Annotated in this window: 15 protein-coding genes; 3 read left to right on the top strand and 12 right to left on the bottom strand. The window is 68.1% G+C overall.

Features of this window, described 5'->3' with window-relative positions:
- From F3J10_RS17680 to F3J10_RS36670, 8 genes are all read right to left on the bottom strand, one after another.
- Complete coding sequence (locus F3J10_RS17680) at positions 1-627, bottom strand: CYTH domain-containing protein (protein WP_167242633.1); 627 nt, start codon at positions 625-627, stop codon at positions 1-3.
- 11 nt (positions 628-638) lie between these two features.
- On the bottom strand, positions 639-1,424 hold the full coding sequence (trpC, locus tag F3J10_RS17675) for an indole-3-glycerol phosphate synthase TrpC (RefSeq protein ID WP_167233323.1): 786 nt from the start codon (positions 1,422-1,424) through the stop codon (positions 639-641).
- 78 nt (positions 1,425-1,502) lie between these two features.
- A complete protein-coding gene (trpD, locus tag F3J10_RS17670; protein WP_025100550.1) occupies positions 1,503-2,534 on the bottom strand; it encodes an anthranilate phosphoribosyltransferase in 1,032 nt (343 codons plus the stop codon).
- An 11-nt stretch (positions 2,535-2,545) separates the two neighbouring features.
- Positions 2,546-3,136 (bottom strand): aminodeoxychorismate/anthranilate synthase component II, encoded by a 591-nt coding sequence (locus F3J10_RS17665; RefSeq protein ID WP_025100549.1) that lies wholly within the window; start codon positions 3,134-3,136, stop codon positions 2,546-2,548.
- Positions 3,137-3,149: 13 nt separating this feature from the next.
- Entirely contained in the window at positions 3,150-4,643 is a 1,494-nt protein-coding gene (trpE, locus tag F3J10_RS17660; RefSeq protein WP_166915431.1) for an anthranilate synthase component I, read from the bottom strand.
- A 353-nt stretch (positions 4,644-4,996) separates the two neighbouring features.
- Positions 4,997-5,713: a phosphoglycolate phosphatase gene (locus tag F3J10_RS17655; RefSeq protein WP_167242632.1), complete on the bottom strand. Its 717-nt coding sequence runs from the start codon at positions 5,711-5,713 to the stop codon at positions 4,997-4,999.
- Positions 5,714-5,717: 4 nt separating this feature from the next.
- Positions 5,718-6,404, bottom strand: coding sequence for a ribulose-phosphate 3-epimerase (rpe, locus tag F3J10_RS17650; protein ID WP_013696529.1), 687 nt, complete (start codon positions 6,402-6,404; stop codon positions 5,718-5,720).
- Complete coding sequence (locus F3J10_RS36670; RefSeq protein WP_080959746.1) at positions 6,401-6,661, bottom strand: hypothetical protein; 261 nt, start codon at positions 6,659-6,661, stop codon at positions 6,401-6,403. The genes rpe and F3J10_RS36670 overlap by 4 nt, the downstream gene beginning before the upstream one ends.
- Between F3J10_RS36670 and apaG the strand changes: the two genes are divergently transcribed.
- Together apaG and F3J10_RS17640 are read left to right on the top strand one after the other, a co-directional pair.
- A complete protein-coding gene (apaG, locus tag F3J10_RS17645; protein ID WP_013696530.1) occupies positions 6,587-6,961 on the top strand; it encodes a Co2+/Mg2+ efflux protein ApaG in 375 nt (124 codons plus the stop codon). The genes F3J10_RS36670 and apaG overlap by 75 nt on opposite strands.
- An 88-nt stretch (positions 6,962-7,049) precedes the next feature.
- Positions 7,050-8,279 (top strand): MltA domain-containing protein, encoded by a 1,230-nt coding sequence (locus F3J10_RS17640; protein WP_167242631.1) that lies wholly within the window; start codon positions 7,050-7,052, stop codon positions 8,277-8,279.
- 55 nt (positions 8,280-8,334) lie between these two features.
- Here F3J10_RS17640 and paaK read toward each other — a convergent pair whose 3' ends face one another.
- The 4 genes from paaK to paaN form a co-directional block, all read right to left on the bottom strand.
- Entirely contained in the window at positions 8,335-9,630 is a 1,296-nt protein-coding gene (paaK, locus tag F3J10_RS17635) for a phenylacetate--CoA ligase PaaK (RefSeq protein WP_167242630.1), read from the bottom strand.
- Between the two features lie 52 nt (positions 9,631-9,682).
- The gene (paaI, locus tag F3J10_RS17630) at positions 9,683-10,159 is read right to left on the bottom strand and encodes a hydroxyphenylacetyl-CoA thioesterase PaaI (protein ID WP_167242629.1); all 477 of its coding nucleotides are present in this window, start codon (positions 10,157-10,159) and stop codon (positions 9,683-9,685) included.
- Between the two features lies 1 nt (position 10,160).
- Positions 10,161-10,952, bottom strand: a complete 792-nt coding sequence (gene paaG / locus F3J10_RS17625; RefSeq protein WP_167242628.1) for a 2-(1,2-epoxy-1,2-dihydrophenyl)acetyl-CoA isomerase PaaG — start codon at positions 10,950-10,952, stop codon at positions 10,161-10,163.
- 94 nt (positions 10,953-11,046) lie between these two features.
- The gene (gene paaN / locus F3J10_RS17620) at positions 11,047-12,741 is read right to left on the bottom strand and encodes a phenylacetic acid degradation protein PaaN (RefSeq protein WP_167242639.1); all 1,695 of its coding nucleotides are present in this window, start codon (positions 12,739-12,741) and stop codon (positions 11,047-11,049) included.
- Positions 12,742-12,879: 138 nt separating this feature from the next.
- On the opposite strand from paaN, the gene F3J10_RS17615 reads away from it, so the two are divergent.
- Complete coding sequence (locus tag F3J10_RS17615; protein ID WP_025100540.1) at positions 12,880-13,656, top strand: enoyl-CoA hydratase; 777 nt, start codon at positions 12,880-12,882, stop codon at positions 13,654-13,656.
- Positions 13,657-13,919 lie beyond the last annotated feature (263 nt).

Genomic DNA, 13,919 nt, shown 5'->3' with positions numbered 1-13,919 from the left:
TCAGGCGTCGCGCAGGCGGTAGCCGCGCTGCGCCTTGCTCTGGTCGTCGGGCGCGAGGCCCGGCAGCGCGGCCTTGAGTTCGTTCGCGAGCGTGTGCAGCACGGCCTCGTCGCCCTCGATCAATTCGAGTTCGATCTCGCGGATCGGCGCGCGACGCGTGTCGCCGTCCATCTCGGCGATGATCTCGCCGAGATCGAGCCCCGCCTCGACGGTGCTGCCGTCACGGACGATGCGCCAGAGCGTGCGCGCGAAATCGGTGCGGAACAGCGCGACCAGCCGCGGCGCGGCCGCGCGCAGCGCGTCGGCCGCGGCCGGCACGTCGCAGACGGCCAGCAGCGCGTCGATCTCCAGCGCATCGCCGGCTACCGGCAGCTCCCATTCGTGGCGCGTGTGCAGGCCCTGTTCGGCCGAACCGACCGTCTTGAAGGTCTGCAGCCAGCCTTGCGGCGCGAGGCGCACGCGAATGGCGCTCTTGGCCCGTGCCAGGGCGAGGTCGGGCGTGTCGTAATAGACGTTGGCGAGATGGATCTCGCGGCCCGCCGCGCCGGCGCAGGCGTCCAGCGCGCTGCGGGCCGCGCCCTGCGCGCCGGCCGGCAGCGCCAGCTTGATTTCGGTTTCGATGGCCATCGCGATACGCGTCAGAAGAACATCCGGGCGAGTTCCTCGCCCGGTTGCTCGGCGCGCATGAAGGCCTCGCCGACCAGGAAGCAGTGCACGTCGGCCGCCTTCATGCGTTCCACGTCGGCGCGCGCGAGGATGCCCGATTCGGTCACCACGATGCGATCGGCCGGCACCATGTCGAGCATGCCCAGCGTGGTCTCGATGGTGGTCTCGAAAGTGCGCAGGTTGCGGTTGTTGATGCCGATCAGCGGCGTCTTCAGCGTGAGCGCCTCGTTCATCTCGTCGCGGTCATGCACCTCGACCAGCACCGCCAGGCCCAGCGAATGCGCATAGGCTTCCAGGTCCTGCATCTGCGGCGTGTCGAGCGCGGCGGCGATCAGCAGGATCGCGTCGGCGCCCATCGCACGCGCTTCGAGCACCTGGTAGGCGTCGACGATGAAGTCCTTGCGCAGCACCGGCAGCTCGCAGGCCGCGCGGGCTTCCTCGAGATAACGCGCGCTGCCCTGGAAGAACTGCTCGTCGGTCAGCACCGACAGGCAGGCCGCGCCGTGCTGCGCATACGAGGCGGCGATCTCGGCCGGCACGAAATGCTCGCGCAGCACGCCCTTGGAGGGGCTGGCCTTCTTCACCTCGGCGATCACGGCGGACTGGCCGGCCGCGTGCCTGGCGCGCAGCGCGCCGACGAAGTCGCGCAGATCGCGGGTTTCGGCTTCCAGCTTGAGGGCTTCGAGCGGCGTGCTCTGCAGCGCGGCGGCGATTTCCTCGCGCTTGACGCCGATGATTCGGTTGAGGATGTCACTCATGGCAAATCCGACGGAATGGGGTTCGGACCGGGATCCGGGTGGATTGGCCGACCGGCTGGCCGGTCGGCACGCAGGGGTTCAGCGCGGAAACTGACTGGTGAAGCGTACCAGCTCGTCGACCTTGGCGCGCGCCGCGCCGCTGGCGATGGCCTCGCGCGCGAGACCGATGCCCTCGGCGATCGAGGGCGCGATATTGGCCGCGTAGAGCGCGGTGCCCGCGTTCAGCGTGACGATCTCGCGCGCCACGCCGGGCTTGTTGTCGAGCGCCTCGAGCAGCATCACGCGCGACTCGTCGGCATTCTCGACCTTCAGCGTGCGGTTCGACACCATCTGCAGGCCGAAATCCTCGGGATGGATCTCGTATTCGGTGACCTTGCCGTCGCGCAGCTCGCCCACCAGGGTGGCCGCGCCGAGCGAGACCTCGTCCATGCCGTCCTTGCCGTAGACCACCAGCACGTGCTCGGCGCCGAGCCGCTGCATCACGCGTACCTGGATGCCGACCAGGTCGGGGTGGAACACGCCCATCAGCTGGTTGGGCGCGCCGGCCGGGTTGGTCAGCGGCCCGAGGATGTTGAACAGGGTCCGCACGCCGAGCTCGCGGCGCACTGGCGCGATGTTCTTCATCGCCGGATGATGGTTCGGCGCGTACATGAAGCCCATCCCGGTGGCCTCGATGGAGGCCGCCACCTGTTCGGGAGCGAGATCGATGTTGACGCCGAGCGCGTCGAGCACGTCGGCGCTGCCTGACTTGCTCGAGACGCTGCGGTTGCCGTGCTTGGCCACCTTGGCGCCGGCCGCGGCCGACACGAACATGGTCGCGGTCGAGATATTGAAGGTGTGCGAGCCGTCGCCGCCGGTGCCGACGATATCGACGAAGTTCGAGTTGTCGGCCACCTCGACGTGGCGCGCGAATTCGCGCATCACGGTGGCGGCCGCGGCGATCTCGCCGATCGTCTCCTTCTTCACGCGCAGGCCGGTGATGATCGCGGCGGCCATCACGGGCGACATGTCGCCCCGCATGATCATCCGCATCAGGTGCAGCATCTCGTCGTGGAAGATCTCGCGGTGCTCGATCGTGCGCTGCAGCGCTTCCTGCGGGGTAATCGTCATCGCATCCCCGCTCATGCCGGTTGGGCCGCGCTCGCGCGCGCCTGCTTCAGGAAGTTCTGCAACTGCGCGTGGCCGTGCTCGGAGAGAATCGATTCGGGGTGGAACTGCACGCCCTCGATCGGCAGCGTCTTGTGGCGCACGCCCATGATCTCCCCGTCCTCGGTCCAGGCCGAGATCTCCAGGCACTCGGGCAGCGTCTCGCGCTCGATCGCCAGCGAGTGGTAGCGCGTCACGTCGAAGTGCCGGGGCAGGTCGGCGAACACGCCGCGGCCGTCGGTCTCGATGCGGCTCACCTTGCCGTGCATGATGGTCTTGGCGCGGATCACGCGGCCGCCGAAGGCCTCGCCGATCGCCTGGTGGCCGAGGCACACGCCCAGGATCGGCTTCTTGCCCGCGAACTCGCGCAGCACCTCGAGCGTGATGCCCGCGTGCTGCGGGTTGCTCGGGCCAGGCGACAGGCAGATCGCCTCGGGATCGAGCTCGGCGATCTGCGCGAGCGTGATCTCGTCGTTGCGATAGGTCCGCACGTCTTCGCCGAGTTCGCCGAAGTACTGGACCAGGTTGTAGGTAAACGAATCGTAGTTGTCGATCATCAGCAGCATGGTCAGTCTCCGTTCAGAAGTCGCTGTCGAGGCCGTCCTGCACCTGTTCCGCCGCACGCAGCACGGCGCGCGCCTTGTTCTCGGTTTCCTGCCATTCGGATTCGGGCACCGAGTCGGCCACCACGCCGGCCGCGGCCTGCACGTAGAGATTGCCGTTGTGGATCAGGCCGGTGCGGATCGCGATGGCCAGGTCCATCTCGCCCGAGAACGACAGGTAGCCGACCGCGCCGCCGTACAGGCCGCGCTTGACCGGCTCGAGCTCGTCGATCAGCTCCATGGCGCGCACCTTGGGCGCGCCCGACAGCGTGCCGGCCGGGAAGGTGGCGCGCAGCACGTCGTAGTTGGTCATGCCGGGCTTGAGCTTGCCTTCCACCGAGCTGACGATGTGCTGCACGTGCGAGTACTTCTCGATCACCATCTTGTCGGTCACGGCGACCGAGCCGGTGGTGGCGATGCGGCCCACGTCGTTGCGCGCCAGGTCGATCAGCATCACGTGCTCGGCGATTTCCTTCGGGTCGTTGAGCAGCTCGGTGGCGAGCGCGGCGTCGCGCTCCGGCGTGTTGCCGCGCGTGCGCGTGCCGGCCAGCGGGCGGATCGTGACGATCTGGTCCTCGCCGCGCTTTTCCTGGCGCACCAGGATCTCGGGCGAGGCGCCCACCACGTGGAATTCGCCGAAGTTGTAGTAGTACATGTACGGCGAGGGGTTCAGCGAACGCAGCGCGCGGTACAGCGAGAGGGGATTGTCGCGATAGGGCTTGGTCAGGCGCTGGCCGACCTGGATCTGCATCAGCTCGCCCTCGGCGATGTATTCCTTGGCCTTGAGCACGGCGGCCAGGTAGTCGTCCTTCTTGAATTCGCGGAAGGTTTCGGTGCGCACGCTCGGCGAGGTCACCGGCGGTTGCACCGTCGAGTGCAGGCGCTGCTTGAGCTCGCGCAGGCGCTGCTTGGCGCGCGGATAGGCCTCGGGGCGCGACGGGTCGGCGTAGATGATCAGGTAGAGCTTGCCGGCCAGGTTGTCGATCACGGCGACTTCCTCGCTCAGCAGCAGTTGGATGTCGGGCAGGTGCAGGTCGTCGGGCGGTGCCGTGTCGGCCAGCTTCTTCTCGATGTAGCGCACCGCGTCGTAGCCGAAGTAGCCGGCCAGGCCGCCGCAGAAGCGCGGCAGGCCGGGGCGCTGGGCCACCTTGAAACGTGCCTGGAATTGCTCGATGAAGGTGAACGGGTCGCCTTCGTGCGTCTCCACCACCTTCCCGTCGGTGACCACCTCGGAGACGCCCTTGCTGGTGCGCACCAGGGTGCGGGCCGGCAGGCCGATGAACGAGTAGCGGCCGAAGCGTTCGCCGCCGACCACCGATTCGAGCAGGAAGGAATTGGCGCCGCCGCGCTCGGACTGCGCCAGCTTGAGGTACAGCGAGAGCGGGGTTTCGAGGTCGGCGAGCGCTTCCGCGATCAGCGGGATGCGGTTGTAGCCTTGATTCGCGAGCGATTGGAATTCGAGTTCAGTCATGTTCCGGTCCTGTGGGGACGAGCGGCAGGGCATGCCGGGAGAATCGCGGTCGCTGCGCGGCGGGCCGGGGGCGGGTTGCGGTCAGGGCCTGACCGGCTTGCACCATCGTCGTGCGAGCGACCGATGCGCGTTCCCGGCGCCCGGACGCGAGGCGTTCGGGGCGAGGGCAGGGCATGGACAATCGAGTGACGAGGCGCGAATCGCGCAGCAAAACAAAAAACGGATGCCGAAGACAGGCTTCGGCGAACCTCGGGAGCGAGGTTAGCGCGACCAGCGACGCCAGGGCCAGGCTCCCCGGTCGATGCTGCTCAGACTCCGTTTTTTGTTCAGAAACATGCGGATGGAAGAATAAATCAGAGGGTTCGCTCGACGGCGTTGTGCGCGGTAATGACCTGCGCCGCCTCGAGCAGCGAATCGACTATACCATCCGAATTTATCGTTTGTATAGCTTTGCCGTGGTTGTAGCCATAGGGCACCGTCAGCGTCGCCAGGCCCGCCGCGCGGCCCGCCAGCGCGTCGTTTTCGGAGTCGCCGATCGCCACCGCCAGCGCCGGTTCGACGTCCAGCCGCTGGCAGGCGGTCAGCATCGGCAGCGGATCGGGCTTCTTGCGGGGCAGGCTGTCGCCGCCGAGCACCACGCCGAAATAGCCGTCGAGCCGGTACTGCGCGAGCAACTCGAGCGCGAAGCGATACGGCTTGTTGGTGACGCAGGCCAGCGCCAGGCCGGCCGCGCGCATCGCGGCCAGGCCGGCCTCGACGTCGGGGTAGAGCCGCGTGTGGCGGCCGTTGATGGTGGCGTACTCGGCCTGGTAGATCGCCAGCGCCTCGTCGAAGCGCGCCTGCGCCTCGGCTTCGGCCAGGCGCGGCTTGAGCACCTGGGCGATCAGGTTTTCCGAGCCCTTGCCGACGTAGTGCATGACCTCGTCGCGCTGCGTGCCGGGCGCGCCGATCCGCGCCAGCATCGCGTTGAGGGCGGCCGTGAAGTCGTCGACGGTATCGATCATGGTGCCGTCGAGATCGATCAGGGCGGCAGCCAGCCGCGGCGAGGCGAAACGGATCGACGCGCTCATCGCCTCAGCCCTTCGCGACGCCGGCCAGGGCCGTGCGCATCTCGTCGATCACCGCCTTGTAGTCGGGCTTGCCGAAGATCGCCGAGCCGGCCACGAAGGTGTCCGCGCCGGCTGCCGCGATCTCGGCGATGTTGTCGACCTTCACGCCGCCGTCCACTTCCAGGTGGATCTCGCGGCCGGTGCGCTCGCGATAGGCGTCGATCTTGGCGCGCGCCTCGCGGATCTTGCGCAGCGCCTCGGGAATGAAGGACTGGCCGCCGAAGCCCGGGTTCACCGACATGATCAGGATCAGGTCGAGGCGATCCATCACGTGGTCGAGGTAGTGCAGCGGCGTGGCCGGGTTGAACACCAGGCCGGCCTTGCAGCCGTGGTCCCTGATCAGCGACAGGGTGCGGTCGATGTGATCCGAGCCTTCCGGGTGGAAGCTGATCACGTTGGCGCCGGCCTTGGCGAAATCGGGGACGATCCGGTCGACCGGGCGCACCATCAGGTGCACGTCGATCGGCACCTGCACGTGCGGGCGGATCGCCTCGCAGACCAGCGGGCCGATCGTCAGGTTCGGGACGTAATGGTTGTCCATCACGTCGAAGTGGATCCAGTCGGCGCCGGCGGCGACCACGTTGCGGACTTCCTCGCCGAGACGGGCGAAGTCGGCCGACAGGATGCTGGGAGCGATACGGAATTGCGTCATGGCGGTAGGGGGACGTGCTTATGCAAAAGCGCCATTCTACCGCCGCGGGCGGCCCCGGCAGGCCGCGCGGTTGCGGGCGGGGGCCGCATCAAGCAGAATGCCGAACCAGTGCGGGTCGCCCAGGCGGCTGCCCGCGCGGCGCCGGATCGTGGGCGCCGGTCGACCTTCGAAGCGGGATTGCCATGAGCCAGTATGAATTCAGCGTGTCGGTGAAAACGGCGTATCTGCCGGAACAATCCGACCCGGAACGCCGTCAATACGCATTCGCGTACACGCTGACGATCGTCAACACCGGTCAGGTGGCCTCGCAGTTGATCGCGCGGCACTGGGTCATCACGGACAGCGAACAGAAGGTCCAGGAAGTGAAGGGACTCGGCGTGGTCGGCCACCAGCCGCTGCTCAAGCCGGGCGAGCAATTCGAGTACACCAGCTGGGCGGTGATCGCCACGCCCGTGGGCACCATGCGCGGCGCGTATTTCTGCGTGGCCGAGGACGGCGAGCGCTTCGAGGCGCCGGTCGCCGAATTCGCGCTGCACATGCCGCGCACGCTGCACTGAGGGCGCGGCGCGGCGTGCTTACGGGCGGCGCGGCGGATCGTCGGGGCGCGAGCGGGCCTTCTTCTTGCCGGATGCGGTCCAGAGCACGATGAAGATCAGCAGGCCGAGCGCCAGCAGCGATTCCAGCGCGAAGATCAGCATCGGGTATTCGTCGAACAGATCAGACATGGCGGTTTCCATCAAGTACGAACATTGTAGGCGGTTCGGGCCGCGGCTGGCCGCCTGGGCCGCCGCGATCGCGACGGCGGCGCTGCTGGCCGCCTGCGGCAGCGCCCCGGTGCGGCATGCCGCGAAGCCGCCCACCGGCGCGCCCATCGTGCCGGGCCAGGTGGCCGCCGAGCGGCTCACGCCGGTGGCCTGGCGGCAGGTGCCGGGCTGGGACGACGATACCCTGATCGGCGCGACCATCGCGCTGCGCCAGAACTGCACGCGGCTCGCGCGCGCCGCCAACTGGCGCCGCGCCTGCGAGGCCGCCGAGCGGATCGACGATCTCGACATCACCGGCGCGCGCAGCTTCTTCGAGACGTATTTCACGCCCTATCAGTTCTCCAATACCGACGGCACGCTCGATGGCCTGGTGACCGGCTATTACGAGCCGCTGCTGCGCGGCTCGCGCGTGCGGCGCGGGCCCTACCAGACCGCGCTGTATCGCTGGCCGGCCGGCTATCGGGCGGGCGGCGCCATGCCGGCACGCGCCCAGCTCGAGCGCTCGGGCGTGCTGAACGGCAACGAATTGGTGTGGGTCGACGATCCGATCGAAGCCTTCTTCCTGCAGGTGCAGGGCTCGGGGCGCGTGGTGATGGACGACGGCAGCGTGATGCGGGTCGGTTTCGGCGGCACCAACAACCAGCCCTATCGCTCGATCGGCAAATGGCTGCTCGATCGCGGCGAGTTGAGCGCCGGGCAGGCCACCATGCAGGGCATCAAGGCCTGGGCGCGCGCCAATCCCTCGCGCGTGGACGCCCTGCTCGACACCAATCCGCGCTTCGTGTTCTTCCGCGAGATGCCGTCCAGCGAAGGCGCGCCGAACGGCGGCGCGGACGGCCCGATCGGCGCGCTCGGCGTGCCGCTCACGGCGGAGCGCTCGATCGCCGTCGATCCTTCCTTCATTCCGCTGGGCACGCCGGTATTCCTGCAGACCACGCGGCCGCTCACCAATACGCCGATGAACCGGCTGGTGTTCGCGCAGGACACGGGCTCGGCGATCAAGGGCGGCGTGCGCGCCGACTACTTCTGGGGGCTCGGCGACGATGCGGGCGACCTGGCCGGCCGGATGAAGCAGGTCGGGCGGATGTGGCTGCTGCTGCCGAATTCCTGAGCAATGCGGGGGCGCCGGCCCCCGTCCTGCGTGAACCCCGGCGATATCCCTTCCTTCAGCGGCGCTTGTCCACCACGCGCCGCGCCTTCCCCACCGAACGCTCGATGCCGTTGACCGGCAGCACCTTGACGATCGCCGTGACGCCGATCAGGGCCTTGATGTCGTAGGCCAGCGCCTGGCCGGCCGCGTCGAGCAGGGTCGTGGCCGCATTCCGGTGCGGGCAGGGCTCGACGTTCAGCGTCATCACGTCGAGCGGCCCTTCCCGGGTCAGCACGATCTGGTAATGCGGCGCCAGCACGGCCTGCTTGAGCAACTGCTCCTCGATCTGCGTCGGGAACACGTTCACGCCGCGGATGATCATCATGTCGTCCGAGCGACCGGTGATCTTCTCCATGCGCCGCATGCCGCGCGCCGTGCCGGGCAACAGCCGGCTCAGGTCGCGCGTGCGGTAGCGCACGATCGGCAGCGCCTCCTTGGTCAGCGAAGTGAACACCAGTTCGCCGAGCTCGCCGTCGGGCAGGACCTCGCCCGTCAGCGGATCGATGATCTCGGGGTAGAAGTGATCTTCCCAGATGGTCGGGCCGTCCTTGGTTGCGGCGCATTCCGAGGCGACGCCCGGGCCGATCACCTCCGACAGGCCATAGATGTCGACCGCGTCGATGCCCATGCGCTGCTCGATCGCCGCGCGCATCTCGTTGGTCCAGGGCTCCGCGCCGAAGATGCCGATCCGTAGCGACGAGGCGCGCGGGTCCAGCCCCTGCCGTTCCATCTCGTCGGCGATCGACAGCATGTAGCTGGGCGTGACCATGATGATGTCGGGCCGGAAGTCCTGGATCAGCTGCACCTGCTTCTCGGTCTGGCCGCCGCCGAAGGGAATCACCGTCAGCCCCGCGCGCTCGGCGCCGTAATGCGCGCCCAGGCCGCCCGTGAACAGGCCGTAGCCGTAGCTGACATGCACCTTGTCGCCTCGGCGCGCGCCCGCCGCGCGGATCGAGCGCGCCACCAGGTTGGCCCAGGTGTCGATGTCGCGCGCGGTGTAGCCGACCACGGTCGGCTTGCCGGTGGTGCCCGATGAGGCGTGGATCCGCGAGATCCGCTCCTGCGGCACCGCGAACATGCCGAACGGGTAGTTGTCGCGCAGGTCGCTCTTGGTCGTGAACGGGAAGCGCGAGAGATCGGCGAGCGTCGTCAACTGGTCGGGATGCACGCCGGCCTCGTCGAACTTGCGGCGATAGACGGGCGAGTGCTGGTAGGCGTGGCCGAGTGACCATTTCAGGCGTTCGAGCTGCAGCGCCTGGAGTTCGTCGCGACTGGCGGTCTCGATCGGCTCGAGCGGAAGGGGGGCGTTCATCGATGTCTCCATGCGTCTTTATTGTGGTTCGCTCGGGTGGCTCGCGGCCCGCTCAGGTGCCGGGGCCGTCAGAGGGGATCACGTTGCCGGCGATGCGGGCCGACTTGCCGCGAAACATCGCCACCGTTTCGCCGGCCCGGTTCGTCACGCGGATATCGTAGATGCCGTGCCGGCCGGCCAGGGCCTGCTCGACAGCCTCCGCCGTCAGCACCTCGTTCTCGAACACGGGACGCAGGAATTCGATCGAGCAGCCGGCCGCCACCGTGTTCAGGTTGCGCGAATTGCAGGCGAACGCGAAGGTCGAGTCGGCCAGCGTGAAGATCAGGCCGCCGTGGCAGGTGTGATGGCCGTTGAGGAATTCCGGCCGGACCGTCATGCGCATCCGCGCGTGGCCGGGGCCGATCTCGACGAGTTCGATGCCGAGCGCGCGCGTGCAGGCATCAGCGGCGTACATCGCGTCGGCCGAGGCGCGGGCGAGGGCGCCGGCCTCGGCTGGGGTATCGGCAGCGGCGGGCGTGGTTGCATCCATCTCAGCGCCCCTCGAAGCGCGGTGCGCGCTTGGCGATGAAGGCGGCCACGCCTTCCGCGTAATCGTGCGACTGCCCGAGCTCGCGCTGCAGGTCGCGTTCGAGGTCGAGCTGCGCGTCGAGCGGCTGGCTCATGCCGGCGCGCATCGCTTGCTTGATGGCGGCGATCGCGCGGGTCGGCTGGCGGGCGAGTTCGGTCGCCAGCGTGGTGGCGGTGGCCGCCAGCGCCTCGTCGTCGACGGCGCGCCAGATCATGCCCCAGTCGGCGGCCTGCTCGGCGCCGAGCTTGTCGCCCGTCAGCGCGAGCCCGAGCGCCCGCGCGAAGCCGACCCGCTGCGGCAGGAACCAGGTGCCGCCCGAGTCGGGCACCAGGCCGATCTTCACGAAGGACTGGATGAAGCTGGCCGATCTGGCGGCCAGCACCAGGTCGCAGGCGAGCGCGAGGTTCGCGCCGGCGCCGGCCGCGATGCCGTTGACGGCGGCGATCACGGGCAGCGGCAGCGCCTGCAGGCGACGCACGAGGGGATTGAAGTGCTGGTCGATCAGCGCGCCCAGGTCGGTTGGCGCGCCGGGCGTGAAGTCGAGGTCGGCGAGATCCTGGCCGGCGCAGAAGCCGCGGCCGGCGCCGGTGAGGATCAGCGCGCGCGCGTGGCTGGCCTCGGTTTCGTCGATGGCCGCGGCTAGCTCGGCGTGCATCGCGCGCGTGAAGCTGTTGAGCTTGTCGGGACGATTGAGCGTGATCGTCGCGACCTGGCTGGCCGCGTCGAACGCGAGGCGGATCGTGTCATACGGCATCGGGTGTCTCCTCCGGTAAGGCGGATGGCCGGTGGCTGGCACCGGCCCGGATGCGGCTGGACGGCGGAATTCTTCTATCTATGGGGGTGCGGTTTCAGGCGGCGCTGGTTTCTGCGCGCGGCGCGACGTGCACGCGGCTCTGCACCACCCGGAAGCGGTTGGCGACGAAGGCCGTGTCGGCCAGCGCCGCATTCGCGGCCGGGTTCGCGCCGGTGCCGTGGAAATCCGAGAACGCCGCGGACTGGTTCACGAACACGCCGCCCGTCAGGTTGATCGAGAGGGCGACGCCGCCGCGGATCGCCGCCTGGTGGGCGCCGTCGATGATCTTCTCGTCCGTGCTGTAGACCGAGAGCGTGAGCGCGCCGCACTCGGCCGCGATGCCGCCGGCCAGGTCGAGCGACTGCGCGGTCGAATCGGTGGCGATCACGAAGGCGATCGGGCCGAACCACTCGCGCGTGTAGCTGCCGCGCTCGCTGGCGTCCAGCTGGATCAGCAACGGTGTGCGTACGCGGGCCTGCGGATATGCCGGATGTTCGAGTGTCTGGCTGTCGACCAGTATCTTGCCGAGTCCGCGTGCCTCGTCGATGCGGGTGGTCACGCCGTCGTTCTGGATCGCCCCCAGCAGCTCGACCGCGCGCGCCGGATCGACACACAGCTTCTGCACTGCGCCGGCGATCGCCTGCGCGACTTCGTCGAAGCCGATGCGGCCCTCGGGCGTCTGGATGCCGTCGCGCGGCACATAGATATTCTGCGGCGCGGTGCACATCTGGCCGGAATAGAGCGCGAGCGAGAACGCGATATTGCGTGCCGCTGCCTTCAGGTCGTCGGTCGAGTCGATCACGATCTGGTTGACGCCGGCCTTCTCCGTATACACCTGGGCCTGGTGGGCATGACGCTCCAGCCAGTCGCCGTTCCTGGTGCTGCCGGTGAAGTCGATCAGGCGGATCTCGGGGCGCACGGCCAGCGACTGGACCAGGGCGCCGTCATCGGGATCGGTGGCGAGCAGGGTGACGATGTTCGGATCGAAGCCGGCCTCGCGCAGGACTTCGCGGGCGATCCTCACGGTGATCGCGAGCGGCAGGATCGCGCCCGGGTGAGGCTTGACGATTACCGTGTTGCCGGTGGCGAGATCGGCGAACAGGCCGGGGTAGCCGTTCCAGGTCGGGAAGGTGCAGCAACCGAGTACCAGGCCGGTGCCGCGCGGCACGATCGTGTAGCGCTTGTGCATCGCGAGCGGCGGGTTCTTGCCTTGCGGTTTTTCCCAGTGCGCCTCGGCCGGAATTCGGCGCAGCGCGTCCCAGGCGTAGGCGACGGCCTCCAGCGCGCGATCCTGGGCGTGCGGGCCGCCGGCCTGGAAGGCCATCATGAAGGCTTGCCCGGTGGTATGCATCACCGCATTGGCGATCTCGAAGCTGGCGCGGTTGAGCCGGGCCAGGATCTCGAGGCTCACGCCGATCCAGGCGCTCGGTCCGGCGGCGCGCCATCCTGCCTGGGCGGCAGCGGCTGCCGCGATCAGTTCGTCGGGCGAGGCTTGCGGGTAACGGATCCCGAGCGGAAAGCCGAACGGCGACACCTCGGCGCCGAGCTTGCCGCCCGAGGCCGGTTGGTCGAGTTCGAAGGGTTTGTCGAGCTGGGCGCGGAAGCTCGCCTCGCCGTCCGCTGCCGCGCTTTCCCCGTACACTTTGGGACTCGGCATTTCCGCGAACGGGCTCCAGTAGGCACGGGTTTCGATGGCTGACAGCGCTTGTTGCAAGGTGGCTTCGTGCTTCGAGAACAAGGGGTGGGTCATGACGTCGGCCTGATGGGATGTGGAGGAGTCGGTCGTACTGGCGCAATTAATTAACCGACCGGTTGGTCGGCTAAATGTTAGCATTGTTCTCCGCGCGTGTGCGCGGTGAGTGGCGTTTCTTTGATCGAGGAGAAATCGATGGATTACCAGAACATCCTGGTGGAGACCCGGGGGCGTGTCGGCCTGATCACGCTGCATCGTCCGAAGGCGCTCAACGCGCTCAACGATGCGCTGATGGACGAGCTCGGCGCGGCACTGAAGGCCTTCGACGCCGACGAGGGGATCGGGGCGATCGTGCTGACCGGCAGCGAGAAGGCGTTCGCGGCCGGCGCCGACATCGGGATGATGGCGAACTACTCCTATATGGATGCCTACAAGGGCGACTACATCACGCGCAACTGGGAGACGATCCGGCAGATCCGCAAGCCGATCATCGCGGCGGTGGCGGGGTTCGCGCTGGGCGGTGGCTGTGAGCTGGCGATGATGTGCGACATCATCATCGCCGCCGACACGGCGAAGTTCGGGCAGCCCGAGATTCGGCTCGGCGTGATGCCGGGCGCGGGCGGCACGCAGCGCCTGCCGCGCGCGGTGTCGAAGGCCAAGGCGATGGACATGTGCCTGACCGCGCGCTTCATGGAGGCGGAGGAGGCTGAGCGGGCCGGGCTGGTGTCGCGCGTGGTGCCGGCGGCGTCGCTGCTCGACGATGCACTGGCCGCGGCCGCGACGATTTCCGAGTTCTCCCTGCCGGCCGTGATGATGGTGAAGGAGTCGGTGAATCGTGCGTACGAGACGACGCTGGCGGAAGGCGTGACTTTCGAGCGGCGCCTGTTCCATTCGACGTTCGCCACCGAGGACCAGAAGGAGGGAATGGCGGCGTTCGTGGAGAAGCGCAAGCCGGTGTTCAAGCATCGCTGAGCGCTTCGGGCGACGAGTGGATCGTCTCGTTTTTGCGTGTTTCCTTTTGCGATCAAAGGCTTGCCATGAAGGGCGCCGCGCAAGCGGCGCCCTTCATGCATTTTCTTTGCGAAAACGCTTGCACGAAGGCGATGGGCTGCTTAGAATCACGCCTCTTTCGCGCTAACGGAAACGCGGCACGAAAGAGGAAGCAAGGTTGGATGAGTCGAGCGCCTGAGCAGTTGGCCGCTGATTCGTTTAGCTGAGAAGTGATCGACGAAGTG

This window comes from Burkholderia sp. Cy-637 (genome assembly GCF_011753175.1).
Lineage (GTDB): Bacteria > Pseudomonadota > Gammaproteobacteria > Burkholderiales > Burkholderiaceae > Burkholderia > Burkholderia gladioli.
Note: the sequence above shows the minus strand (reverse complement) of the source record. Positions and strands in the feature narration are given on the sequence as shown.

Coding starts and splice junctions, on each gene's coding strand:
- F3J10_RS17680 (WP_167242633.1), bottom strand. CDS start 627: ATGGCCATCGAAACCGAAATCAAGCTGGCGCTGCCGGCCGGCGCGCAG.
- trpC (WP_167233323.1), bottom strand. CDS start 1,424: ATGAGTGACATCCTCAACCGAATCATCGGCGTCAAGCGCGAGGAAATC.
- trpD (WP_025100550.1), bottom strand. CDS start 2,534: ATGACGATTACCCCGCAGGAAGCGCTGCAGCGCACGATCGAGCACCGC.
- F3J10_RS17665 (WP_025100549.1), bottom strand. CDS start 3,136: ATGCTGCTGATGATCGACAACTACGATTCGTTTACCTACAACCTGGTC.
- trpE (WP_166915431.1), bottom strand. CDS start 4,643: ATGACTGAACTCGAATTCCAATCGCTCGCGAATCAAGGCTACAACCGC.
- F3J10_RS17655 (WP_167242632.1), bottom strand. CDS start 5,713: ATGAGCGCGTCGATCCGTTTCGCCTCGCCGCGGCTGGCTGCCGCCCTG.
- rpe (WP_013696529.1), bottom strand. CDS start 6,404: ATGACGCAATTCCGTATCGCTCCCAGCATCCTGTCGGCCGACTTCGCC.
- apaG (WP_013696530.1), top strand. CDS start 6,587: ATGAGCCAGTATGAATTCAGCGTGTCGGTGAAAACGGCGTATCTGCCG.
- F3J10_RS17640 (WP_167242631.1), top strand. CDS start 7,050: ATGAAGATCAGCAGGCCGAGCGCCAGCAGCGATTCCAGCGCGAAGATC.
- paaK (WP_167242630.1), bottom strand. CDS start 9,630: ATGAACGCCCCCCTTCCGCTCGAGCCGATCGAGACCGCCAGTCGCGAC.
- paaI (WP_167242629.1), bottom strand. CDS start 10,159: ATGGATGCAACCACGCCCGCCGCTGCCGATACCCCAGCCGAGGCCGGC.
- paaG (WP_167242628.1), bottom strand. CDS start 10,952: ATGCCGTATGACACGATCCGCCTCGCGTTCGACGCGGCCAGCCAGGTC.
- paaN (WP_167242639.1), bottom strand. CDS start 12,741: ATGACCCACCCCTTGTTCTCGAAGCACGAAGCCACCTTGCAACAAGCG.
- F3J10_RS17615 (WP_025100540.1), top strand. CDS start 12,880: ATGGATTACCAGAACATCCTGGTGGAGACCCGGGGGCGTGTCGGCCTG.